The organism is Actinomadura flavalba DSM 45200 (assembly GCF_000374305.1).
In the GTDB taxonomy this organism is placed as follows: domain Bacteria; phylum Actinomycetota; class Actinomycetes; order Streptosporangiales; family Streptosporangiaceae; genus Spirillospora; species Spirillospora flavalba.
The window spans coordinates 941,900-962,341 of sequence record NZ_KB894093.1 but is presented as its reverse complement, the minus strand read 5'-3'; the positions used below and the strand labels follow the sequence as shown (position 1 = coordinate 962,341).

Below are 20,442 nucleotides of genomic sequence, written 5' to 3'. Positions count from 1 at the left end.
CATGTCCCCGCCCACGACCGAGCCGCACCCCGCGCGCTGGCGCATCCTCGGATTCCTCGGCATCGCCCAGCTCATGCTGATCCTCGACGTGACCGTCGTCGCCATCGCGCTGCCGCACATCGAGACCGACCTCGGCCTCGGCCGCGCCGCCCTCACCTGGACCGTCAGCGCCTACACGCTCACCTTCGGCGGGCTCATGCTGCTCGGCGGCCGGATCGCCGACCTGCTCGGCGCCAAGCGCGTCGTGCTGGCCGGGCTCGTCCTGTTCACCGCCGCGTCGCTGGCCACCGGGCTCGCCGGGTCGGCGGGCGTCCTCGTCGGCGGGCGCATCGCGCAGGGCGTCGGCGCGGCGCTGCTGTCACCGGCGGCGCTGTCGCTGGTCGTGACGCTGTTCGACGGCCCCGAACGCAACCGCGCCCTCGGCGTGTGGTCCGCGCTCGGCGGCGGCGGGGCCGCGCTCGGCGTCCTGCTCGGCGGGCTGCTGACGGCAGGGCCCGGCTGGCCGTGGGTGTTCCACGTCAACGTCCCGATCGGCGTGGTCATCGCCGTCGCGCTGGCCGTGCTGCTCCCGTCCCGGACGGCGCCCGCCGCGCGGCCGGGGCTCGACGTCCTCGGCGCCGTGCTGGTGACGGCGTCGTCCGCGTCGCTGATCTACGCGCTGATCGCCGCCGGTGAGGACGGCTGGCTCACCGCGCTCACCGCCGGGCTGACCGCGGCGGCCGCCGCCGGATACGCGCTGTTCGTCCTGTGGCAGCGCCGCGCGCGGTCGCCGCTCATGGACGTCCGGCTGCTGGCCCGGCGCCCCGTCGCCACCGGCACCTTCCTCATCTGGATGGCGACGGCGCTGATGATCGCGGTGTTCTTCCTCGGCACGTTCTACTTCCAGAACGCCCGGGGCTACGGCGCGCTGCGGACCGGCCTGCTGTTCCTGCCGGTCGCGCTGGCGACGATGGCCGGGGCGAACCTGACCGGACGCGCCCTCGCCCGGCAGGGCGCGCGGCGGCTCGCCGTCGCGGGGCTGCTCGTCGCGGCGGCCGGGATGGCCGCTCCGGCGCTGTCCACGCGTCCCGTCGTCGTCGTGGCGGGCGTCGCGGTCGCGGCGGCGGGCACCGGCGCGCTGTTCGTCGTCGCGTCGGCGACCGCGCTCGGCCAGGTCGCCCCGCACGAGGCCGGGATCGCGTCCGGCATCGTCAGCACCTTCCACGAGTTCGGCGCCGCGTTCGGCGCGGCGGTCGTGTCCAGCGTCGCCGCCGCCAGCCTGACGGGCACCACGTTGCGGGGGTTCACCCAGGGTTTCGCGGTCGCGGCCGTCGCGGCGGCGGTCGGCGCCGTCGTCGCGTTCGTCCTCGCGCGGCCGGCCGGGCGGGCGTGACGGGCCCTTGCCGGGGCGCGGGGGGCGGGTTACGTTGCGGCCAGGATCTGAAGGGTTCTCGGCTTCGCGTAGGGAGCGTCGCGTGCGTCGTCTCGTCTTTGCCGTACTGGTCGTCGTCCCGCTGCTCGTCCCCGGGACGGGCGCGCGGGCCGACGCGCCCGCCTCCGGGACGTTCCGGGCGCTCACCTACAACATCGCCGGGCTGCCCGAGGGCATCTCCAGCGCGCCCACCCCCCGCAAGTCCGCCACCACGGCGATCGGGCAGCGGCTCGGGCCGTTCGACCTCGTCAACGTGCAGGAGGACTTCAACTACCACGCCTACCTGTACGCCGCCGACGGCCACCCGTACCGGACCCCCACCAGCGGCGGCGCGCTGTTCGGCAGCGGCCTCAACAGCCTGGCGTACCAGCCCTACACCGACCTGCGCCGCGTGACGTGGAAGGAGTGCTTCATCGGCTCGGCCGACTGCCTGACGCCGAAGGGGTTCACTTTCCACCGCGCCCGGCTCGCCGAGGGCGTGCACCTCGACGTCTACAACCTGCACGCCGACGCCGGTTCGCTGGCCGGGGACGAGTGGGCGCGGCGCGGCAACCTGGCCCAGCTCACCGCCTACATCCGCGCGCACTCGGCGGGCAACGCGGTGCTCGTCATGGGCGACACCAACACCCGCTACACCCGGGCGGGCGACCGCATCGCCCAGTTCGCCGCCGACAACGGGCTCACCGACGCGTGGGTGCGGCTCGCGCGCGGCGGCACCGCGCCGACGCCGGAGAACCCCGGCCCGGCCTGCCCCGGCGGCGCCGATCCCGCCTGCGAGGTCGTCGACAAGATCCTCTACCGGAGCGGCCCGCAGTTGACCCTCACCGCCACCCGCTACGCCAACCTCGACGCCGACTTCCGCGACGCGAACGGCGCCAAGCTCTCCGACCACGACCCCATCGCCACCGACTTCGCCTGGACCGGCGTCCCGGGCTAGGCCCCGTCCGCCCGCCCGCCGTCGTGCAGACGGCGGTGCAGGGCGCGCACCTCCTCGACCAGCTCGGGGACCGGGCCCTCGACCACCACGCCCGGCGCCACCTGCCCGACGGGCAGCGGACGCACCGGCGCCGCCGGAACACCCCATTCCTCCAGCCATCCGACGAGCTGCGCGGACGAGACGACGTAGACGATCCGCCCGAGCCCCACCCAGCCGTGCGCGGCGGCGCACATCGGGCAGTGCTCGCCGGACGTGTAGACCGTCGCGCCCGCCCGCTCGGCCGCGGTCATGTTCGCCGCGGCCCACCGCGCCAGCTCGAACTCCGGATGCCGCGTCCCGTCGCCCCCGGCCACCCGGTTGCGGTCCTCGGCGAGCGCCGTCCCGTCCCGCGTCACGAGCACCGACCCGAACGGCTCGTCCCCGGCCTCCAGCGCCTCCCGCGCCAAAGCGACACACCGCCGCAAATGTCCCAGCTCTCGATCGTCCATACCCCGCACCCTAGACACTCCACGGTTAGGTTAGGCTCCCCTCATTTATGGCGATCTGGGGAGATAGTGGTGCCAGGATGAGCGCGGTCCTGGAGAAGCCGGGTGCGCGAACGCACCGGCGGCGGGTCGTCGGGCTCGGCGTGCTCCTCGGCGTGCTCGGGGTCGCGGTCGTCGTGTCGCTGGCCGTCGGGGCGCGGGCGCTGGGGCCGGGGGAGGTGTGGCGCGGGCTGGTCACCGAGCCCGGGACGGACCAGCGGCTCACCGAGATCCGGCTCATCGTGCGGACCGTGCGGCTGCCCCGGACGGTGCTCGCGATCGTCGCCGGAATCGCGCTCGGCGTCGCCGGAGCGCTCGTCCAGGGCTGCACCCGCAACCCGATCGCCGACACCGGGCTGCTCGGCGTGAACTCCGGCGCGTCGTTCGCCGTCGTGACGACGATCGCCGTGTTCGGCTTCACCAACCCGTTCCAGTACGTCTGGTTCGCCTTCCTCGGCGCCGGGCTGGCGGGCGTCGTCGTGTTCGGGCTGGCGAGCCTCGGGCGCGGCGCCGGGAACCCGCTGACGCTCGCGCTCGCCGGGCAGGGCATCACCGTGTTCCTCGCCGCGATGACCACGGCCGTCGCGTTGACGAACAAGGCGTCGCTGGACGCGCTGCGGTTCTGGAACACCGGCTCGGTGACGGGCGTCGGCTTCGACGTCATCTGGCCGGTGGCGTCGTTCGTCGCGCTCGGGCTCGTCCTGGCGCTGGTCACGCTGCCCGCCCTCAACCTGCTCAACCTCGGGGACGACGTGGCGCGCGCGCTCGGGGTCGACATCGCGCTGAGCCGGACCCTCGCGATCGCCGCCATCACGCTGCTCGCGGGCGCGGCGACGGCCGCGTGCGGTCCGATCGCGTTCCTCGGCCTCATGGTCGCGCACGTCGCCCGGTACCTGACCGGCCCCGACTACCGGTGGCTCGTGCCGTACGCGGGGCTGCTCGGCGCCGCCGTCCTGCTCGGCTGCGACATCGCCGGACGTCTCGCCGTGCGGCCCGGCGAACTGGACGCGGGCGTCGTCGTCGCCCTGGCCGGAGCCCCGTTCTTCGCGGCGCTGGTGTGGCGCGGAAAGTTCAGGAGCACATGAGCACCGACGTGAAGGCCAAGGTCGCGCCGGGCGTGCGGGCCGGACGGGTCTCGTTCGTGTGGCGGCCGTGGCTCGCGCTCGTCACGCTGGCGCTCGCGGCGGCGGCGTTCCTGGTGTTCTGCCTGTCCATCGGCATCGGTGACTTCCCCATCCCCCTGCCCCGCGTGATCGCCACGCTGCTCGGCCGGGGCGAGCGGGTCGACGCGTTCGTGATCATGGACCTGCGGCTGCCGCGCGCCCTCGCCGGGCTCGTCGTCGGCGTCGCGCTCGGCGTGGCCGGGGCGATCACGCAGTCCGTCGCGCGCAACCCGCTGGCCAGCCCGGACGTCCTCGGCATCACCGCCGGGGCGAGCGCGGTCGCGGTGTTCCTGGTGACGGTGACGGGCGGGCTCGCCGCGACGATCGCGGGCACCGTCGGCCTGTCCGCCGCCGCGCTCGCGGGCGGCCTCGGGACGGGACTGCTCGTCTACTTCCTGGCGTGGCGGCGCGGCCTGGACGGCCTGCGGCTCATCCTCATCGGCATCGCGGTCAGCGCCGTCATGCACGCGATCACCACGTGGCTGCTGGTCACGGCCGACATCCGCGACGTCGCCCGCGCGCAGGCGTGGCTCGTCGGCTCGCTGGACGGACGGTCCTGGGACGAGGTCCGGGTGGCGCTGGGGTGCTCGGCCGTCCTGCTGGTCGTGGTCGCCGCGGGAGCGTTCCAGTTCCGGCCGCTGCACTTCGGCGACGACATCGCCGCCGGACTCGGCGTCCGGTTCGCGTGGGTCCGGGCGGTCATGCTGCTGTGCGCGGTGCTGCTGGCCGGTGCCGCGGTGAGCGCGGCCGGGCCGGTGCCGTTCGTCGCGCTGGTGGCGCCGCAGGCGGCGATGCGGCTGGCGCGGTACCCGACGCCGCCGCTGGTGGCGTCCGGCCTGGTGGGCGCGCTGCTGCTGACCGGATCGGACGTCGTCGCGCGCACCGCGCTGCCCGTCACGCTGCCGGTCGGGGTCGTCACCGCCGCGATCGGCGGCCCGTTCCTGGTCTATCTGCTGGTACGGGCCAATCTGAGAGGAAGGTAACCGTGGATCTCGCGGACGCCGGGCACGGCCCCGGACGGCTCGCCGCCCGGGGCGTCAGCGTCGGCTACGGCGACCGGACGGTCATCGACGGCCTCGACGTGACGATCCCGTCCGGAGTGGTCACGGCCATCATCGGGCCGAACGGCTGCGGCAAGTCGACCCTGCTGCGGACGCTGGCCCGGCTGCTGCGGCCGTCCACCGGGACGGTCGTGCTGGACGGCGAGGACATCGGCTCCCTCAAGACCCGGGAGGTCGCGCGCAAACTCGGCCTGCTGCCGCAGGCGCCGGTCGCGCCCGAGGGGCTGACCGTCGCCGACCTGGTCGCGCGGGGCCGCCACCCGCACCAGAGCTGGCTGCGCCAGTGGTCGTCGGACGACGCCGCCGTCGTGGCGCGCGCCCTGGCCATGACCGGCGTGTCCGATCTGGCCGACCGTCCGGTGGACGCGCTGTCGGGCGGGCAGCGGCAGCGCGTCTGGATCTCGATGACGCTGGCCCAGGGCACCGACCTGCTGCTGCTGGACGAGCCGACCACCTACCTCGACCTGGCGCACGCGATCGACGTCCTCGACCTGGTGGACGACCTGCACGAGGCGGGCCGCACGGTGGTCATGGTGCTGCACGACCTCAACCTGGCCGCGCGCTACAGCGATCATCTCGTCGTCATGCGGGCGGGCGCGATCCTCGCGCAGGGGCATCCGCGCGACGTGATCACGGCCGAGCTGCTGCGGGACGCGTTCGGGCTGCGCGCCCGGGTGATCCCCGACCCGGTCGGGGACCGGCCGCTGATCGTGCCGATCGGGCGGACGCACGTCGTGGCGCCGTCCGACAGGGACGGGAACTCCGGTCAAGATCAAAGATAGGTAAGGCTAGCCTTACCTTTGTGTTAGCCTGTGCCCCGCCCCGTCGCGGGGTGCGGTAAGAAGCTTGAAAGCAAGGGATCGCGTTGCCCCTCCACCGAACGACACTCACCACGACCCTGCGGCGCGTGGCGGCCGTGTTCTCCGCCGTGACCCTGAGCGCGGGCCTGCTCGCGGGCTGCGGCTCCGGCTCGTCCGACGACGCGGACGGCGCCCCCGCCGCCGCCGGCGGCACCTTCCCGGTGACCGTCGAGCACGCCTTCGGCTCCACCCGGGTCGAGAAGGCGCCCGCGCGCGTCGTCTCCGTCGGCTACACCGACGACCAGGCCATCCTCGCCCTCGGCACCACGCCCGTCGGCATGGTCGACCAGTACCCGAACCCGCCGGGCACCACCCCCGACATCAACACCCAGTGGCCCTGGGTGAAGGACAAGTGGGGCAGCGCGCGTCCCCAGGTCGTCATGAACAACGGCGACTCCGGCCCGAACTTCGAGAAGATCGCCGCGCTGCGCCCCGACCTGATCATCGCGGTCTACTCCGAGATCGACAAGGCCGCCTACGACAAGCTCTCCGAACTCGCTCCGACCGTCGCCCGCACCAAGGGCGAGAAGGAGCCGTTCAGCGCCCCGTGGCAGGACAACGCGGTGCACATCGCCAAGGCGCTCGGCAAGGAGGGCGAGGGCACCAAGCTCGTCGCGGGCATCCAGGCCAAGCTCGACGCCGCCCGCAAGGCGCACCCCGAGTTCGCGAACCAGACCGCCGTCGCGCTGTCCTGGTACAAGAACTCGGTCGCCCCGTTCAGCACCACCGACGTGCGCGGACGTCTGGTGACCGGCATCGGCTTCAAGGGCACCACCGAGATCGACAAGATCGCCGGGGGCAAGTTCTTCACCACGCTGTCGCCCGAGCGCATCGACCTGGTCGACGTCGACCGCATCTTCGTCATCGCCGACGCGGCCGACCAGGCGGCGCTGAAGAAGTTCGACCTCTTCACCAACCTCACCGCCGTCAAGAACGGCAAGGTCTCCTGGCTGCTCGACAGCGAGGGCCCCGCCGTCGGCGCCGCCGTGTCCCAGGCGACCCTGCTGTCCCTGCCGTACGCGATCGACGAGATGGTCAAGTCGGTCGGCTAGGCGTGACCACGACGTCCCTGCGCACGGCCACCGGCCGCGAGGCCGCCCGCTGGGTCGCCGCGCGGTGCCGCGAGGTGCCCTGGCTGACGTCCGCGACCGTCCTGACGACGGTCGCGGGCGCGGCGCTCCAGGTCCTGCCGGTGCTGCTGCTCGGCCGGGTCGTGGACGGGGTCGTCGCGGACGAGCCGTCGTCGGTCCTCGGCACGGTCGGCGCGCTCCTGGTGGCCGCCGCGCTGCTCGGCGCGGCGGCCACCGCCGCGTCCACCTACCTCGTCGGACGGCTCGGCGCGGACCTGCTCGCCCGGCTCCGGGAGGGCGCCGTCCGGGCCGTCCTCGCGATGCCGGGCGCCCGCGTCGAGCAGGCCGGACGCGGGGACGTGCTGTCCCGCGTCGGCGACGACGTCGCCGTGGTGTCCCAGGGCATCCGGTCGGCCGTCCCGACCGTGTTCTCGGCGGGTGTGCTCGTCGTCATCGCCACCGCCGGGATGTTCGGCCTGGACTGGCGGCTCGGCCTCGCGGGCGCCGGGGCGCTGCCCGCCTACGTGTTCGCGCTGCGCTGGTACCTGCCGCGCTCGGCGCCGCTCTACCGCGCGCAGCGGGCCGCGCAGGCCGACCGGGCGCAGGCGCTGATCAGCGGGCTCGACGGCATCGGCACCGTCCGCGCCTACCGGCTGGAGGACGCGTTCCGCGAACGCGTCACCCGCGAGTCGTGGCGGGTGCGCGACCTCGGCATCGAGGTGTTCCGGCTGTTCGGGCGGTTCGTCGGGCGGGAGAACCGCGCCGAGTTCATCGGGCTCGTGCTGATCATCGTCGTCGGCTACGCGCTGCTGGAGGCGGGCGCGGCCAGCCTGGGCGAGGTCGCGGCGGCGCCGCTGCTGTTCCACCGGCTGTTCAACCCGCTCGGCTCGATCATGTTCACGTTCGACGAGGCGCAGAAGTCCGGCGCGAGCCTGACGCGGCTCGTCGGCGTGCTGGGGGAGTCGACCGCCGCGCGGCTGGCCGGGGAGGCGGCGGCCGTCGACGGCGCCCACCCGGTGCGGATCGAGGGACTGACGTACCGCTACCCCGGCGCCGAGGAACCCGTGCTGCGCGACGTCGACCTGACGATCCCGGCGGGCGGCTCGCTCGCGCTCGTCGGCGCGACCGGCGCGGGCAAGACGACGCTCGCCGCGCTCGTCGCGGGCCTCGGCACCCCGGAGTCCGGTTCGGTGCGGATCGGCCCGTTCGACCTCGCCGACGTGGACGACGCCCAAGCGCGGGCGCTGGTGAGCATCCTCACCCAGGAGACGCACGTCTTCTCCGGAACGCTCGCCGCCGACCTGCGCCTCGCCGCGCCGGACGCGTCCGACGCCGACCTGCGCGACGCGCTGCGCGTCGCCGGCGCCGACGGCTGGGTCGACGCGCTGCCCGGCGGACTGGACGCGCCCGTCGGGGAGGGCGGCGAACGCCTCGACGGCATGAAGGCCGCGCAGATCGCGCTGGCCCGGCTCGCCCTCGGCCGGGCGCCGGTCGTCGTGCTGGACGAGTCGACCGCCGAGGCGGGCAGCCAGGGCGCCGCCGAGCTGGAACGGGCCGTCCTGGCGGCCTGCCGGGGCCGCACCGCGCTGTTCGTCGCGCACCGGCTCAGCCAGGCGATGGCCGCCGACCGCGTCGCCGTCCTGGACGCGGGCCGCGTCGTCGAGGAGGGCACACACGAGGACCTGGTGGCGCGCGGCGGCCGGTACGCGGCGCTGTGGCACGCCTGGCGGGAGGGGAGCCGATGACGGGAGCCGCGATCCTGCGGACCGCGCTGCGCCGGAACGCGGGCGCGATGGCCGCCGGGACCGCCCTCATGGGCCTCTACCAGGCGGCCGAGACCGCCTTCCCCATCGCGCTCGGGCTGATCGTCGAGCACACCCTGCGGGACCGCAGCCCCGGCGCGCTCGCCGTCGCCGTCGCCGCCCTCGCCGCGATCATCACGACGGTGTCGTTCTCGTGGCGGTTCGGCATGCGCGTGCTCCAGAAGGCCAACACGACCGAGGCGCACCGCTGGCGGGTGCGCGTCGCCGCCTGCGGCCTGCGGCCGGTCGCGCGGGACGTCGACCTGAAGTCCGGCGAGATCCTCACCATCGCCGCCGAGGACGCCGACCAGACCGCCGACATCATCGAGGTCGTCCCGCTGCTCATCAGCTCGCTGGTGGCGGTGCTGGTCGCAGCGGTGGCGCTCGGGCTCGCGGACGTCCGGCTCGGCCTGCTCGTCATCGCCGGGACCGCCGCGATCCTGACGGTCCTCAGCGTCATGTCCCGCCGCATCGGCGCGAGCACCCGCGAGCACCAGACCCGCGTCGCGCGCGCCGGAGCCAAGGTCGCGGACCTCATCACCGGCCTGCGCCCGCTGCGCGGCTTCGGCGGCAACCACGCCGCGTTCCGCTCCTACCGCGCGGTCAGCGCCGAGGCGCGGCACCAGGCGGTCACGGTGGCGAAGGCCAACGGCGTCTACGCCGGGACGGCCCTCGCCCTCAACGCCACGCTGGCCGCCGCCGTCACCCTGACGGCGGGATGGCTGGCCTTCCAGGGCCGCGTCACCATCGGTGAACTCGTCATGGCCGTCGGGCTGGCGCAGTTCATCATGGAACCGCTGAAGCTGTTCTCCGAGATGCCCAAGTACGTGATGATCGCCCGCGCGTCCGCCGACCGGATGGCGCTCGTGCTGGCGGCGCCGCCCGTGCGGACGCCCGGTTCGGGCCGTCCGGACCCGGGCGGCGACCTCGTGGTGGACGGGGTGAGCCACGGCAGCCTGGACGGGCTGACGTTCCGCGTGGCGCCGGGCGAGTTCGTCGCCGTCGCCGCGTACCGGCCGCGCGACGCCGCCGACCTGGCGTCCGTCCTCGCCGCCGCCGTGCCGCCGGACGCCTACCCGGGCACGGTGCGCGTCGGCGGGCGGCCGCTGGCCGACCTCTCCGTCGAGGCGCTGCGCGAGCACCTGCTCGTCAACCCGTCCGGCGCGGAGATCTTCGCCGGGACGCTGCGCACGAACATCGACCCGTCCGGCACGGCCACGCGCGTCCCCGAGGCGGTGGAGGCGTCCCTGCTCACCGACGTCGTCGCCCTGCACCGCGCGGGCCTCGACCATCCCGTCCACGACCGCGGCGCGAACCTGTCCGGCGGCCAGCGGCAGCGCCTCTCGCTGGCCCGCGCCCTCGCCGCCGACCCGGCCGTCCTCGTCCTGCACGACCCGACGACCGCCGTCGACGCCGTGACCGAACAACTCATCGCCCGCAACCTCGCGACCCTCCGCCGGGGCCGCACCACCGTCGTCCTCACGACCAGCCCACCCCTCCTGTCCGCCGCCGACCGAGTCCTCATCCTGGACACCGGCACCATCACCACCGAGGGCCCCCACCACCACCTCCTCACCGAGAACCCGCCCTACCGCACAGCCGTGACCCGCTGACGACCCGGGACTTCCGGGGGAAGTTACCGATCGGTAGAGTCTGGGCTCCGAGGCCACGACGAAGGGAGGCGGGTCATCGTCACCGTCTGGCTGGTGGTCGTCTCCGTGGTCGCCGTCGTCGCGTCCGGGGCGGCGGGCGTCCTGGCGGTTCTGCTGGTGCGTCAGCGCCGTCGTTACGACCGGCTGCTGGCCTCGACGCGTCCCCGTCCCGAGTCGACGCCGTTGCAGGGGACGCACAAGGCCGTCCAGCTCGCGCGGACCACCGCGTCCCGGCTGCGCCGCCACGGCGTCGGCGGCCTGCTCATGAGCTCCCTGGACGACCTCGCCCGCTGGGCCGCCGAGGACCGGGCCGGGCTGCTGCGCGTCACGGCGTCCGACGGCACCGTCACGTTCATGTTCACCGACATCGAGAACTCCACCGCGCTCAACGAACAGCTCGGCGACAAGGGGTGGGTCCGCCTGCTCAAGGCGCACGACGCCCTGGTCCGCCGCCACATCGAGCCGCACAAGGGCTACATCGTGAAGTCGCAGGGCGACGGCTTCATGATCGCGTTCAGCACGCCCGCGCAGGCCCTCACCGCCGCCATCGCGATCCAGCACGCGCTGGCGGCCCGCCCCAAGGGCGCCCTGCGCAAGACGCCCATCGCCGTCCGCATCGGCCTGCACCGCGGCCCGGCCGTCTCCCGCAACGGCGACTACTTCGGCCGCACGGTGGCCCTGGCCGCCCGCGTGGCCGCCCAGGCGAAAGCCGAAGAAATCCTCATCACGGAAGAAGTCCTCGACGCCCTCCCCGACCCCGCCGCCTTCCGCACCACCGAGTCCCGCACGACGTCCCTCAAGGGCCTGACGGGCACCCACTCCCTCCACCCGGTCGACTGGGCCGTCCACACCCCCCAGGCCCTCTGACTGGGGCCGCGCGGGCGGCCGGGACGCGCCTGGACAGGCCCGTGACCGACGCCGTGACGGCCGCCCGCGAGTGCCTGTCGGGACCGGAGGGCAAGGGCCGGAGACGGCCGGATGCGGCCATGATCACGGGTTGTCGGGCGAGAACGATCATGTCACCTTGATCTTGGTCGCGGGGTTACCGGGGATCTTCGGGAGGGCCCATCCACATGACCCGAGAGCCGGAACCCACCGCCACGTCCGACCTCCACCGCTGGCCGACCTTCCTCCGACTGGACCGTTCCGAGCTCGACGGCGACGTCATGGTCGTGCCCGCCCGACCGAGCGTGTCCCGCGCGCGGACACGCACCAGCGCGACGGCACCGTTCGCCTATCTCTTCGACCACGACAACGCGTACGAGCCCGAAGCGGAACTGCGGATGACCGCGGGCCGATTCGATCCGGTCGAGCAGACCTGGATCTTCTCCGGGCAGATCACCGGTCTCATCGGAATCACCGAGCCGACCACGTCCTGACATTCTCGCCATCCACGAGAAAGGCACGCGCATGTCCATCGTCCTCACGCGCCCCCCGCTGCGCACCACCCGCGCGTTCATCTCCCCCGACCACGCCGTCTTCGACCCGCAGGACGTGCCGTCCACCGACGGCGACGAGCGCCCCTTCGGCTACGCCTACTCCACCCCCTGGGGCACCGAGAAGCGCGCCGACGCCGACGGCGACCCGCAGGCCGGGCACTACGACCCGGTCAGCCAGACCTGGCGCGGCGCCGACGGCGAGGACGTCGTCGCCGGCTACAGCTCCTACACCAAGACCGGCATCGGCAGCACCGACCGCGTCCTCGACGACCTCTGCGCCTGACGCATGACCGATCCCCAGACCGAGGTCCTGATCCTGACGCAGGACTTCGATCCCACCGTCGACCCGGTCGTCCGCAGTCTCAACGCCAAGGGCGCCCGGGTCGTACGGCTGGATCTCAGCTACTTCCCGCACCGGCTGAGTTTCACCAGCTCCGACTTCGGCGACGAATTCCAGGTGCTCCGGCACCGCGACGGCGAGATCGACCGCGAAATGGACCTCGGCGCCCTCGCGGGCGTCTGGTACCGGCGGCCCACGTCCTTCGACTTCGGCACCGAGATGAGCCGGGCCGAACAGGAGTTCTCGCGCTATGAAGCGCTCATCGGCGTCGGCGGAATCCTGCGCTCCACCGACTGCCTCTGGATGAACCGGCCCGACCTCGACGCCGTCGCCGACCTCAAGCCCTACCAGCTCACGCTCGCCAAACGGACGGGCCTGCGCACCCCGAGAACGCTCCTCACCAACGACCCCGACCAGGTCGCGGGGCTCCTGGAACGCGAGGACGGAAAGGTCGTCTACAAATCGCTGAGCGGCGGGGTGATCCACTACCCGGGCGCCTTCCCGTCCGGACTCTTCACCACCGTCATCGGCGACGAGGCGCGCGACCACCTGGGCCGCGTCCGGCACACCACCTGCCAGTTCCAGGAGTACATCGAAAAGGCGTACGAAGTGCGCCTCACCGTCATCGGCAACACCTACTTCCCCGTCGTCGTGGACTCGCAGTCCAACGCGACGACCGAGGTGGACTGGCGGGCCGACACCGAGATGGCCTACGGCGACTACCGGCCGCTTCCCGACCAGGTCGTCAAGCAGACGCAGGCGCTGCTCGACGAACTCGGAATCGTCTACGCCGCCGTCGACTTCATCGTCACCCCCGACGGCGAGTACGTCTTCCTGGAGGCCAATCCCAACGGCCAGTTCATGTGGATGCAGAACGACCTCGGCCTGCCCATGAGCGACCGCATCGCCGACGTCCTGATGAAGGGAGAACGGTTCCGGCGCGGTGACGTGGAGCAGGTCGGCTACTAGATGACCGCCACCGGGTCCGCGCCGCTCACGGCCGCCGAACTGACCCAGCCGCCGAAGATCGAACTGCGGCGGCTCCCCGCCCTCGTCGCCGCCGCCGTCAGGCTCGTCCTGGCGGCGGCGCCGCGCGAGTTCCTGCTCGTCACCGCGCTCCAGGCCGTCGCCGGGCTCGGGCTCGTGCTGCCGCTCGTCGGCGGGCACGAGCTGCTGACCCGCGTCCTCGCGGGCGACGCGCGCGGCGCGCTGCCGCAGGCCGTCGTCGTCCTCGGCCTGCTCGGCGCGATCGGCGTCGCCACCGCCGTCGCCGCGTCCCGCGACGACGTCCTCAGCGAACTCGTCAACCGGCACGCCATGGGACGCATCCTCGACGTCGCCTGCGCCGCCGACCTCGAACAGTTCGAGCGTCCCGACTTCCACAACCGGCTCGAAAGGGCGTCGATGAGCGCCCGCATCCGCCCGCACCAGCTCGTGCAGGGGCTCGGCGCGCTCGGCGCCGCGCTGATGGCCACGGCGGGCGTCGCGCTGGCGCTCGCCACGATCGAACCGTGGCTCGTCCCGGCGACGCTGCTCGCGGGCGTCCCGCTCTGGCTGGCGAGCCTGAAGAGCGGGCAGCTCCTGTTCGACGCGCTGTTCCGGCTCACCCCCGCCGAACGCGAACGCAGCTACCTGCTCGACGTCCTCACCGACCGGCGGTCGGCCGTCGAGGTCCGCGCGTTCGGGCTCGCCCCCTACCTGCGGCGCCGCTGGGACCGGCGTACCGACGAGCGTCTCACCGAGATCCGGCGGACGGCCCACCGCCGCCTGCGGGTCACGCTGGCGGCGCGGTTCGTCAGCGGGCTGGCGCTCGCGGCGGTCGTCGGGCCCGTCGTCGCGCTCGCGGCGGCGGGGCGGATGCCCGTCGCCGACGCGGGCGCGGCCGTCACGGCCGTGCTGCTCCTCGCGTCCCGGCTCCGCACCGGCGCCGCCGGGACCGACCAGCTCTTCGAGGCGGCGCCGTTCATCGACGACATGGGCCGATTCCTGGAGCCCCCGGGCGCCGTGGCCGCGCCGCGGCCGGCGCCGCCACCGTTCCGGCGGCTGACGGTGGAGAACCTGAGCTTCACGTATCCGTCGTCGGACCGTCCGGCGCTGTGCGGCATCGACCTGGAGATCCACGCGGGCCAGGTGGTGGCGCTCGTCGGCGAGAACGGCTCGGGCAAGACGACGCTCGCCAAACTGCTGTCCCACCTGTACCGGCCGCAGTCGGGACATATCCGCTACGACGGCGTGGACGTCGCCGACGTCGACCCGGACGCCCTGCGCGCGTCCATCGCCGTCCTCTTCCAGGACTACCTGCGCTATCTGCTCTCCGCGGCCGACAACGTCGCCATGGGCCGCTGGCAGCACACCGCCGACGACGCGGCCGTCGAACACGCCGCCGCGATGGCCGGCGCCGACCCGTTCCTGCGCGCCCTCCCCAACGGCTACGCGACCCTGCTCGGCCCGCAGTTCGCGGGCGGCGTGGACCTGTCAGGCGGCCAGTGGCAACGCGTGGCCCTGGCCCGCGCGTTCTTCCGCGACGCCCCCTTCGTCATCCTCGACGAACCCACCGCCACCCTCGACGCCCGCGCCGAGCACGACCTCTTCCAACGCCTCCGCACCCTCCTGGCCGACCGCACCGTCCTCCTCGTCTCCCACCGCTTCAACACCGTCCGCGAGGCGGACCACATCTACGTCCTGGCCAACGGCCGCATCGCCGAACACGGCACCCACTCCACCCTCCTCAAAGCCAACGGCCCCTACGCCGACCTCTACACCCTCCAAGCCTCCACCTACCAAGATCCAGCCTGACCCACCCTCCAGCAACCACCCACACCACCACCTCAGCGCCGCACCTTGGCGATACACCCACCCATCCGCCAGGCACGACGACCACAATCCCCGGCCAGCGCGGCTCAGCAGAAGCAACGGCCCGCACAAGTCGTGAGGACTCGTCGAATTCGGTGGTGACGAAAACCGGACCGATCATCTCGCCGACGTTAGGCGGCTCCAGCTTGACCATTGGATCGGGCAACTCTTCGTCGGCGCTCCCGCCTTCCCAGCCGGTGCGGGCCGTGGAGCACAGATGCTAGGCCGCGAACCATCGCGCCGCTTCGACGTAGGTTCAGACGGTCTCGGGCGACTTCCATTCGGCCTGAAGATGGAGGATGAAGGAGGTGATGGCAGCCTGGTACAGACGTGCGTCGAGGTTCTTGTTCCGCCGCGTGCGGGTTGTCGTCAGCTTCGTCGGTGCTGGCGTCGAGCTTCGAGCCGCCGCACGTGCCGCTCGTACTGCCCGGCTCGACGTCGCTGAGCGCGGTCCACGAACAACAAACGCGGGTCGGCCGCCAGCTCGTACAACTCGACCTCGAACGGGTCGGCATCGTGCTCGATAAGACGCGCCAGAGCTTCCCTGTCCTGCTCGACCGTCCCACGGCGACGAACCTGGCTCCGCCACATGCGCGCGCTCGCCTCTGCCTCGTCCACAGCGCGATCGTATCGTCGGCCTCTTGATTCTTAGCAAGCTTGAGACGCGTCCAGAACGGACGCCCGACGTCCGCTGAGGGGGTGTCGCTCTCCCGCACATCCACCGCCGTCCAATGCCATCCCGCCCCGTCGGCACCGCATCATGTCCAACAAGGCTGGGCGGTGTTGGGTGTGGGTCGGTGGCGGGGTCGGCGCTGGGGCGTTGTCTTAAGGCTAGACGTGGTGCTGCTGCATGATTCGGATAGCTCGGAGTACGCCGGTGACGACGTGATCGGCCGCGTGCTCCTGGCTGGGCCAGGTGTCCCGTTCGATCCATACCGCGCGCAAGCCGGCGGTTCGTCTTCCGCCGATGTCGGCGATCGGGTGGTCACCGACCATCCATCCACCGCCGGCCAGCGTCATGCCGCACCGCTGAGCGGCGACCTCGAACAGCCTGCTGTTCGGCTTACGGACGCTTTCGAGGCCTGACAGCACGTACGCGTCGACGACAGCGACCAGCCCCGTTCGCTGAGCCTTCCCAAGCTGATTGTCCGCCGTCCCATTGGTGACCACACCCACCTTCCACCCGGCAGCCCACAGAAGCGCAAGCCCGTCCACGACCGCGCTGCGGCAGCGAACCAAGTGAGGCATATGCCGCGGACCTGTGCGTGATGGCGCTGCGCGAGCGCCGGGTCAAGCAGCACACCGAGTCGGCCGACGCCTGGCCCCACTGGCAGGAACACGGCCTGGTCTTCCCCTCCTGGCTCGGAACGCCGATGGAGCCGGACAACCTTCGTCGTAGCTGGAGCCGCATCCCCCAAGCGGCCGGCCTGGGCTCGCTGCGGCTCCACGACATGCGCCACACCTGCGTCTTGCTGCTGCTCGATCTGGGTGTGCCGCCGCACGTGGTCCGGGAGATCGTCGGGCACAGCGATATCGACGTCACGATGACGATTTACGCCCATGCCGCGCTGGATGAGAAGAAGGCGGCTCTACGGAAGCTGGGGGATGCGCTCGGCTGAGGCCGTTGCTGTCAAAAACGCCCCGTGCCAATGACTACGGGGCGTTTTCAGTGCTTGTCGAGGTGGGCAGGGGCGGGGTCGAACCGCCGACCTTCCGCTTTTCAGAAGTAGCAACCACCCTGCTCGTGGGCCGTTTGCCGAGGTAGGCGGTGTCCTGCGGCTGCCGTTGGTGGCCCGTGTTCGGGGCTGTTGTCGTCAGGGTTGTCGTCAGCTTTGTCGGTGCTGGCGTCGGGCTTTGAGCCGCCGCAGGTGCCGCTCGTACTGCCCGGCTCGACGTCGCTGGGCGCGGTCTACGAGCAACATGCGCGGGTCGACCGTCAGCTCGTACAGCTCGACCTCGAACGGGTCGGGATCGTGCTTGATGAGACGCGACAGGGCTTCTCTGTTCTGCTCGACCGTCCCACGGCGATGAACCTGGCTCCGCCACGTGTGCGCGCTCGCCTCTGCCTCGTCCACAGCGCGATCGTATCGCCGGCTTCCTGATCTTTAGCAAGCCTGCGACGCGTCCAGGATGGATACCGACGTCCGCTGACCTAGGCGTCGCTCTCCCGCACATCCACCGCAGTCCAAGGCCAATCAGCCCCATCGTTCACCCTGCCACCTGTGCGCTTGTCAAGGCAGGACGGTGTTGGGTGTGGGTCGGAGCGGGAGTGCCGTCGTCGGGCTAGGTGTGATGCTGCTGGATGACCTGGGTGGCTTGGAGTACGTCGGTGACGACTTGATCGGCTTCGTGCTCCTGGCCGGGCCACGTGCCCCGGTCGATCCATACTGTGTGCAAGCTGGCGGCGTGTCCTCCGCTGATGTCGGCGATCGGGTGGTCACCGACCATCCATCCGCCTCCGGCCAGCGTCGTGCCGCACCGTTGCGCGGCGATCTCGAACAACCTGACGTCCGGCTTGCGGACGCCTTCGATGCCTGCCAGCGCGTACGCGTTGACGGCGGCGGCCAGTCCCGTTCGCTGGAGGTTCCCGAGCTGGTTGTCCGGCGTCCAGTTGGTGACCACGCCTACCTTCCACCCGGCATCCCAAAGGAGCGCAAGTCCGTTTATGACCGCGCTGGGACAGCGGGCCAGGTGAGGCATACGCCGCCGGTAACGCCTCCACAGCTCCACCAGACCGAAGCGCTCACGAACCCGGCCGAAGAAGACTTCACGGTGCGGATAGCCCTCAGCGTTCAAGTCCAGCAACCAGGCAACAGCCTGGTGTGCGAGCTCGCGTTTGTCGGCGAACTCGACGGCCCACACCCCGAACGCCTCATCAAGGTTCACCAGCGTGTGATCCAGATCAAAGAGCGCAAGCCGCTGCACGGTATTCACCTACATGGCCGGATCGTTCGAGGGCAAGCGGACCCGGAGCACAGGGCCGGTCACGGCCCGAGCACCGGAAGCCGCGCGGCAGCGATCGCCCCCAGCAACGCAGCAACGTTCACCACCCACTGGCGATCGTAGAGCGCCACCGTCGCCGTCTGGTCCGTAGCAAGATCCACCTTGCCCGCCGGTGTTCTGATCGACCAAGATTTCGGCGCAGAACATGTCTACCGCCGTCCGAGGTCGTCTGGCCCCGTTGTTAGCACCCATGCACGCTCCACAAGGTACTAACGGCGAGGCGCTGTACCAGACGGCTTCGCGTGGGCGTACCCTCCAGCCCCTAAAGGCCGGGCGCGAGGCCCCGCTTCGCTCACGCTCAACCAGTTGCTGACGCCTTGCCGCATGCGGGTTGCACAGGACTTGCGTATCTACACCCGCTCAACGCATACACGCCTTCATCGGACCGCACCACATTGCCTGAGAACAAGGTAAGTCTAGGCGCAAGGCGGCTGCGGCCCGGGCCCGAAAACCCCACGTCCATAGCGACTGTCTCAACGGGCCAGCGAAGCGTACTGTCTGCTGGCGACAGGTGGGCAAATTCGATCTACTTGCTAGGTCGAAGTTTGACCTGGGACGGCTTGGCCTTGTAGCGTCCGTTCGATAAACCCGCGTAGCCTCAGCCGTAGTTCTCGGGAAACAGGAGACTTGGGCACGCTATGGGCAGCGGTGAACCATGCTCGTGAGCGTTTAGTCGATAGCCCCTTATGTCACACGCGTAATCAATGGCCGTGACAGCCGAATAACGAATCCGTGTACGACTGATACTAAAACGGCGCGGGGGGAGATAGGTGATCAAGATCGATTTCTTCCGTGTGGTGGAACCGATCATAGGTCAATTCTTCGACATCAATTATCTCGACATGGAACGCCTCAACGGAAGGAGGGGTGGGGGCGTTTTTACCACCTCCTTCTCGGCACTTTTCAGCGAGCGATTCACCCAGCAGATACCACAAATGATGCACATCCGAACCGGCCGATTCCTGAATTCGGCGAGCAATCTCGGCTGGCTTTCGAACCAAGCGACCGTCCTGGTAGGCCCAAGCGTCAAGTTCACTCGGCGTAGCGTGGAAGTCATCGCCTAGTTCGGGAAGTACACCTGATTCGAGTGCGATAATGAGGGTGAGGTTATAGGGACCCTTAGTTTGCCATCCTCCGGAGCACTCTAGTCGTAGCGCTCGGATCGATTTGATGATCTGCCCAAATGGGCTGGAAGACTTGCCCGCTTTGTCCTGTATCAAGCTACGCAAGGGCTGGATCCAGGGATGAACTTCGTCAGGGAAAGGGAAACGGGAGAACCGGCGCCCTACTGCCCTTCCGAATTTGCTGTAGCCATCATCGTCCTCGATCAACCCGGGCTTTCTTTCGAATCGAACGAGATATTGCTTCGTGGTGGTACTGATGATCTCTAGGTCCGCGAACGCCTGCGGCCCAGCCGCAGGCACTGCCACGTAACGTGGCCTCTTTCCCCGGGCGGCGTCGCTCGCTGCACCCGACTCCAATTCGATGAGCGGAGCGAGTAGGACAGTTGCGCGGTTAGCCTGCACCAGGTCGCAAGTCTGTGAGATCACTACGGCACCGAGAGGGGTTTCCCGTAGCTCCGTGCGACCATCGTCCCCGACGAGCGGCAGCTCAGGCACTTGCACGATGTCTCCTTGGCGAAAATCTTGCATCTTCGCAAGGAGATCGGCGGCTCTATGCTGATGCTCCCCCAGGTCACCAGTGGTATCCACGGTCGCTTCGTGACCACCTTCCAGCGCTGGCTAGAGGACCCGGTCGTGTAGCGCCTCTAGTAGATCTTCCGGACGGAACGGTGTGCCGACGACTGGGACCCCGCGTTCCAGCGTCGATCGGGCTATATCGTACATGCTACGCCCCATCTCGTCCGGGGTGAGCATGCGCGCCCGTCGTGCATCTGGGTCAGTCTCCGGCAACGTCCCGATGAGGCGGGTCAGCGATGCGAGTCTTTCGGCGTGTACGGCGTTCATGCGACCGTTCGCGGCCCAATTATGTAGCGCACGCCGGCTAACTCCAAAGAGCTTAGCCAGTTGGGCCCATGTTAGCCCAGATTCCTGGTGGAGCCGCCTGACCGCTTCTGCGAGGCGGGCGTTCGCTGCCATCAAATCTGTGGTGTTTTGAAGTTTTTGGCTCCCGGGCGAACCGAGTCCCGTAACTCGCGCGCGCGTTATCGTCCCATTCGACGTCCAGTCTGTTACGTTCCGGACTGCGGAAGCGGATGGGAGGGCGCCCACGCCGGTACTAACCGTGCCGCCAAGTGCGCCTAGCATCATGCCTCCCGTCACGAACCATTTGGCGGTTGCCTTGGTTCGTATCGTTTGCGTCCACGA

20 protein-coding genes are annotated in these 20,442 nt (G+C 70.9%); 15 read left to right on the top strand and 5 right to left on the bottom strand.

Going from position 1 to position 20,442, the window contains the following annotated elements:
- Nucleotide 1 precedes the first annotated feature (1 nt).
- Nucleotides 2–1,372 (top strand): MFS transporter, encoded by a 1,371-nt coding sequence (locus C229_RS0104300; protein WP_018653844.1) that lies wholly within the window; start codon nt 2–4, stop codon nt 1,370–1,372.
- A gap of 82 nt (nt 1,373–1,454) precedes the next feature.
- A complete protein-coding gene (locus C229_RS0104295; RefSeq protein ID WP_018653843.1) occupies nt 1,455–2,348 on the top strand; it encodes an endonuclease/exonuclease/phosphatase family protein in 894 nt (297 codons plus the stop codon).
- Here C229_RS0104295 and C229_RS0104290 read toward each other — a convergent pair.
- Entirely contained in the window at nt 2,345–2,836 is a 492-nt protein-coding gene (locus C229_RS0104290) for a nucleoside deaminase (protein WP_033423915.1), read from the bottom strand. The genes C229_RS0104295 and C229_RS0104290 overlap by 4 nt on opposite strands.
- A gap of 77 nt (nt 2,837–2,913) precedes the next feature.
- Here C229_RS0104290 and C229_RS0104285 point away from each other — a divergent pair, with 77 nt between their 5' ends.
- From C229_RS0104285 to C229_RS0104235, 11 genes are all read left to right on the top strand, one after another.
- Nucleotides 2,914–3,957, top strand: coding sequence for a FecCD family ABC transporter permease (locus tag C229_RS0104285; RefSeq protein WP_018653841.1), 1,044 nt, complete (start codon nt 2,914–2,916; stop codon nt 3,955–3,957).
- Nucleotides 3,954–5,018 (top strand): FecCD family ABC transporter permease, encoded by a 1,065-nt coding sequence (locus C229_RS0104280; protein WP_018653840.1) that lies wholly within the window; start codon nt 3,954–3,956, stop codon nt 5,016–5,018. The genes C229_RS0104285 and C229_RS0104280 overlap by 4 nt, the downstream gene beginning before the upstream one ends.
- A 2-nt stretch (nt 5,019–5,020) precedes the next feature.
- Complete coding sequence (locus C229_RS0104275) at nt 5,021–5,878, top strand: ABC transporter ATP-binding protein (protein ID WP_018653839.1); 858 nt, start codon at nt 5,021–5,023, stop codon at nt 5,876–5,878.
- A 125-nt stretch (nt 5,879–6,003) separates the two neighbouring features.
- Complete coding sequence (locus C229_RS0104270; protein ID WP_018653838.1) at nt 6,004–7,008, top strand: iron-siderophore ABC transporter substrate-binding protein; 1,005 nt, start codon at nt 6,004–6,006, stop codon at nt 7,006–7,008.
- Between the two features lie 2 nt (nt 7,009–7,010).
- Nucleotides 7,011–8,771: an ABC transporter ATP-binding protein gene (locus tag C229_RS0104265; protein WP_018653837.1), complete on the top strand. Its 1,761-nt coding sequence runs from the start codon at nt 7,011–7,013 to the stop codon at nt 8,769–8,771.
- Nucleotides 8,768–10,441: an ABC transporter ATP-binding protein gene (locus C229_RS0104260; RefSeq protein WP_018653836.1), complete on the top strand. Its 1,674-nt coding sequence runs from the start codon at nt 8,768–8,770 to the stop codon at nt 10,439–10,441. Before C229_RS0104265 ends, C229_RS0104260 begins: the two co-directional genes overlap by 4 nt.
- Nucleotides 10,442–10,534: 93 nt before the next feature.
- Nucleotides 10,535–11,347, top strand: a complete 813-nt coding sequence (locus C229_RS0104255; RefSeq protein ID WP_018653835.1) for an adenylate/guanylate cyclase domain-containing protein — start codon at nt 10,535–10,537, stop codon at nt 11,345–11,347.
- A 206-nt stretch (nt 11,348–11,553) separates the two neighbouring features.
- Entirely contained in the window at nt 11,554–11,859 is a 306-nt protein-coding gene (locus C229_RS0104250) for a hypothetical protein (RefSeq protein ID WP_018653834.1), read from the top strand.
- Between the two features lie 31 nt (nt 11,860–11,890).
- On the top strand, nt 11,891–12,202 hold the full coding sequence (locus C229_RS0104245; RefSeq protein ID WP_018653833.1) for a hypothetical protein: 312 nt from the start codon (nt 11,891–11,893) through the stop codon (nt 12,200–12,202).
- A 3-nt stretch (nt 12,203–12,205) separates the two neighbouring features.
- Complete coding sequence (locus C229_RS0104240) at nt 12,206–13,228, top strand: MvdC/MvdD family ATP grasp protein (protein WP_018653832.1); 1,023 nt, start codon at nt 12,206–12,208, stop codon at nt 13,226–13,228.
- Entirely contained in the window at nt 13,229–15,055 is a 1,827-nt protein-coding gene (locus C229_RS0104235) for an ABC transporter ATP-binding protein (RefSeq protein ID WP_018653831.1), read from the top strand.
- Between the two features lie 426 nt (nt 15,056–15,481).
- Here C229_RS0104235 and C229_RS0104230 read toward each other — a convergent pair whose 3' ends face one another.
- A complete protein-coding gene (locus C229_RS0104230) occupies nt 15,482–15,730 on the bottom strand; it encodes a hypothetical protein (RefSeq protein ID WP_018653830.1) in 249 nt (82 codons plus the stop codon).
- A gap of 213 nt (nt 15,731–15,943) precedes the next feature.
- Nucleotides 15,944–16,360: an HAD family hydrolase gene (locus tag C229_RS29340; RefSeq protein ID WP_018653829.1), complete on the bottom strand. Its 417-nt coding sequence runs from the start codon at nt 16,358–16,360 to the stop codon at nt 15,944–15,946.
- 20 nt (nt 16,361–16,380) lie between these two features.
- Here C229_RS29340 and C229_RS0104220 point away from each other — a divergent pair, with 20 nt between their 5' ends.
- Nucleotides 16,381–16,731 (top strand): tyrosine-type recombinase/integrase, encoded by a 351-nt coding sequence (locus C229_RS0104220; protein WP_081639795.1) that lies wholly within the window; start codon nt 16,381–16,383, stop codon nt 16,729–16,731.
- A gap of 207 nt (nt 16,732–16,938) precedes the next feature.
- Here C229_RS0104220 and C229_RS0104215 read toward each other — a convergent pair whose 3' ends face one another.
- Together C229_RS0104215 and C229_RS0104210 are read right to left on the bottom strand one after the other, a co-directional pair.
- The gene (locus C229_RS0104215) at nt 16,939–17,187 is read right to left on the bottom strand and encodes a hypothetical protein (RefSeq protein WP_018653827.1); all 249 of its coding nucleotides are present in this window, start codon (nt 17,185–17,187) and stop codon (nt 16,939–16,941) included.
- Nucleotides 17,188–17,395: 208 nt separating this feature from the next.
- Nucleotides 17,396–18,037: an HAD family hydrolase gene (locus C229_RS0104210; RefSeq protein ID WP_018653826.1), complete on the bottom strand. Its 642-nt coding sequence runs from the start codon at nt 18,035–18,037 to the stop codon at nt 17,396–17,398.
- Nucleotides 18,038–18,885: 848 nt separating this feature from the next.
- Between C229_RS0104210 and C229_RS0104205 the strand changes: the two genes are divergently transcribed.
- Complete coding sequence (locus C229_RS0104205) at nt 18,886–19,179, top strand: hypothetical protein (RefSeq protein ID WP_018653824.1); 294 nt, start codon at nt 18,886–18,888, stop codon at nt 19,177–19,179.
- The last annotated feature ends 1,263 nt before the right edge of the window (nt 19,180–20,442 follow it).

Excerpts from the sequence above, each read along its gene's own strand:
- C229_RS0104300 (WP_018653844.1), top strand. The coding sequence starts at position 2 with ATGTCCCCGCCCACGACCGAGCCGCACCCCGCGCGCTGGCGCATCCTC.
- C229_RS0104290 (WP_033423915.1), bottom strand. The coding sequence starts at position 2,836 with ATGGACGATCGAGAGCTGGGACATTTGCGGCGGTGTGTCGCTTTGGCG.
- C229_RS0104285 (WP_018653841.1), top strand. The coding sequence starts at position 2,914 with ATGAGCGCGGTCCTGGAGAAGCCGGGTGCGCGAACGCACCGGCGGCGG.
- C229_RS0104280 (WP_018653840.1), top strand. The coding sequence starts at position 3,954 with ATGAGCACCGACGTGAAGGCCAAGGTCGCGCCGGGCGTGCGGGCCGGA.
- C229_RS0104260 (WP_018653836.1), top strand. The coding sequence starts at position 8,768 with ATGACGGGAGCCGCGATCCTGCGGACCGCGCTGCGCCGGAACGCGGGC.
- C229_RS0104250 (WP_018653834.1), top strand. The coding sequence starts at position 11,554 with ATGACCCGAGAGCCGGAACCCACCGCCACGTCCGACCTCCACCGCTGG.
- C229_RS0104245 (WP_018653833.1), top strand. The coding sequence starts at position 11,891 with ATGTCCATCGTCCTCACGCGCCCCCCGCTGCGCACCACCCGCGCGTTC.
- C229_RS0104240 (WP_018653832.1), top strand. The coding sequence starts at position 12,206 with ATGACCGATCCCCAGACCGAGGTCCTGATCCTGACGCAGGACTTCGAT.
- C229_RS0104235 (WP_018653831.1), top strand. The coding sequence starts at position 13,229 with ATGACCGCCACCGGGTCCGCGCCGCTCACGGCCGCCGAACTGACCCAG.
- C229_RS29340 (WP_018653829.1), bottom strand. The coding sequence starts at position 16,360 with ATGCCTCACTTGGTTCGCTGCCGCAGCGCGGTCGTGGACGGGCTTGCG.
- C229_RS0104220 (WP_081639795.1), top strand. The coding sequence starts at position 16,381 with ATGGCGCTGCGCGAGCGCCGGGTCAAGCAGCACACCGAGTCGGCCGAC.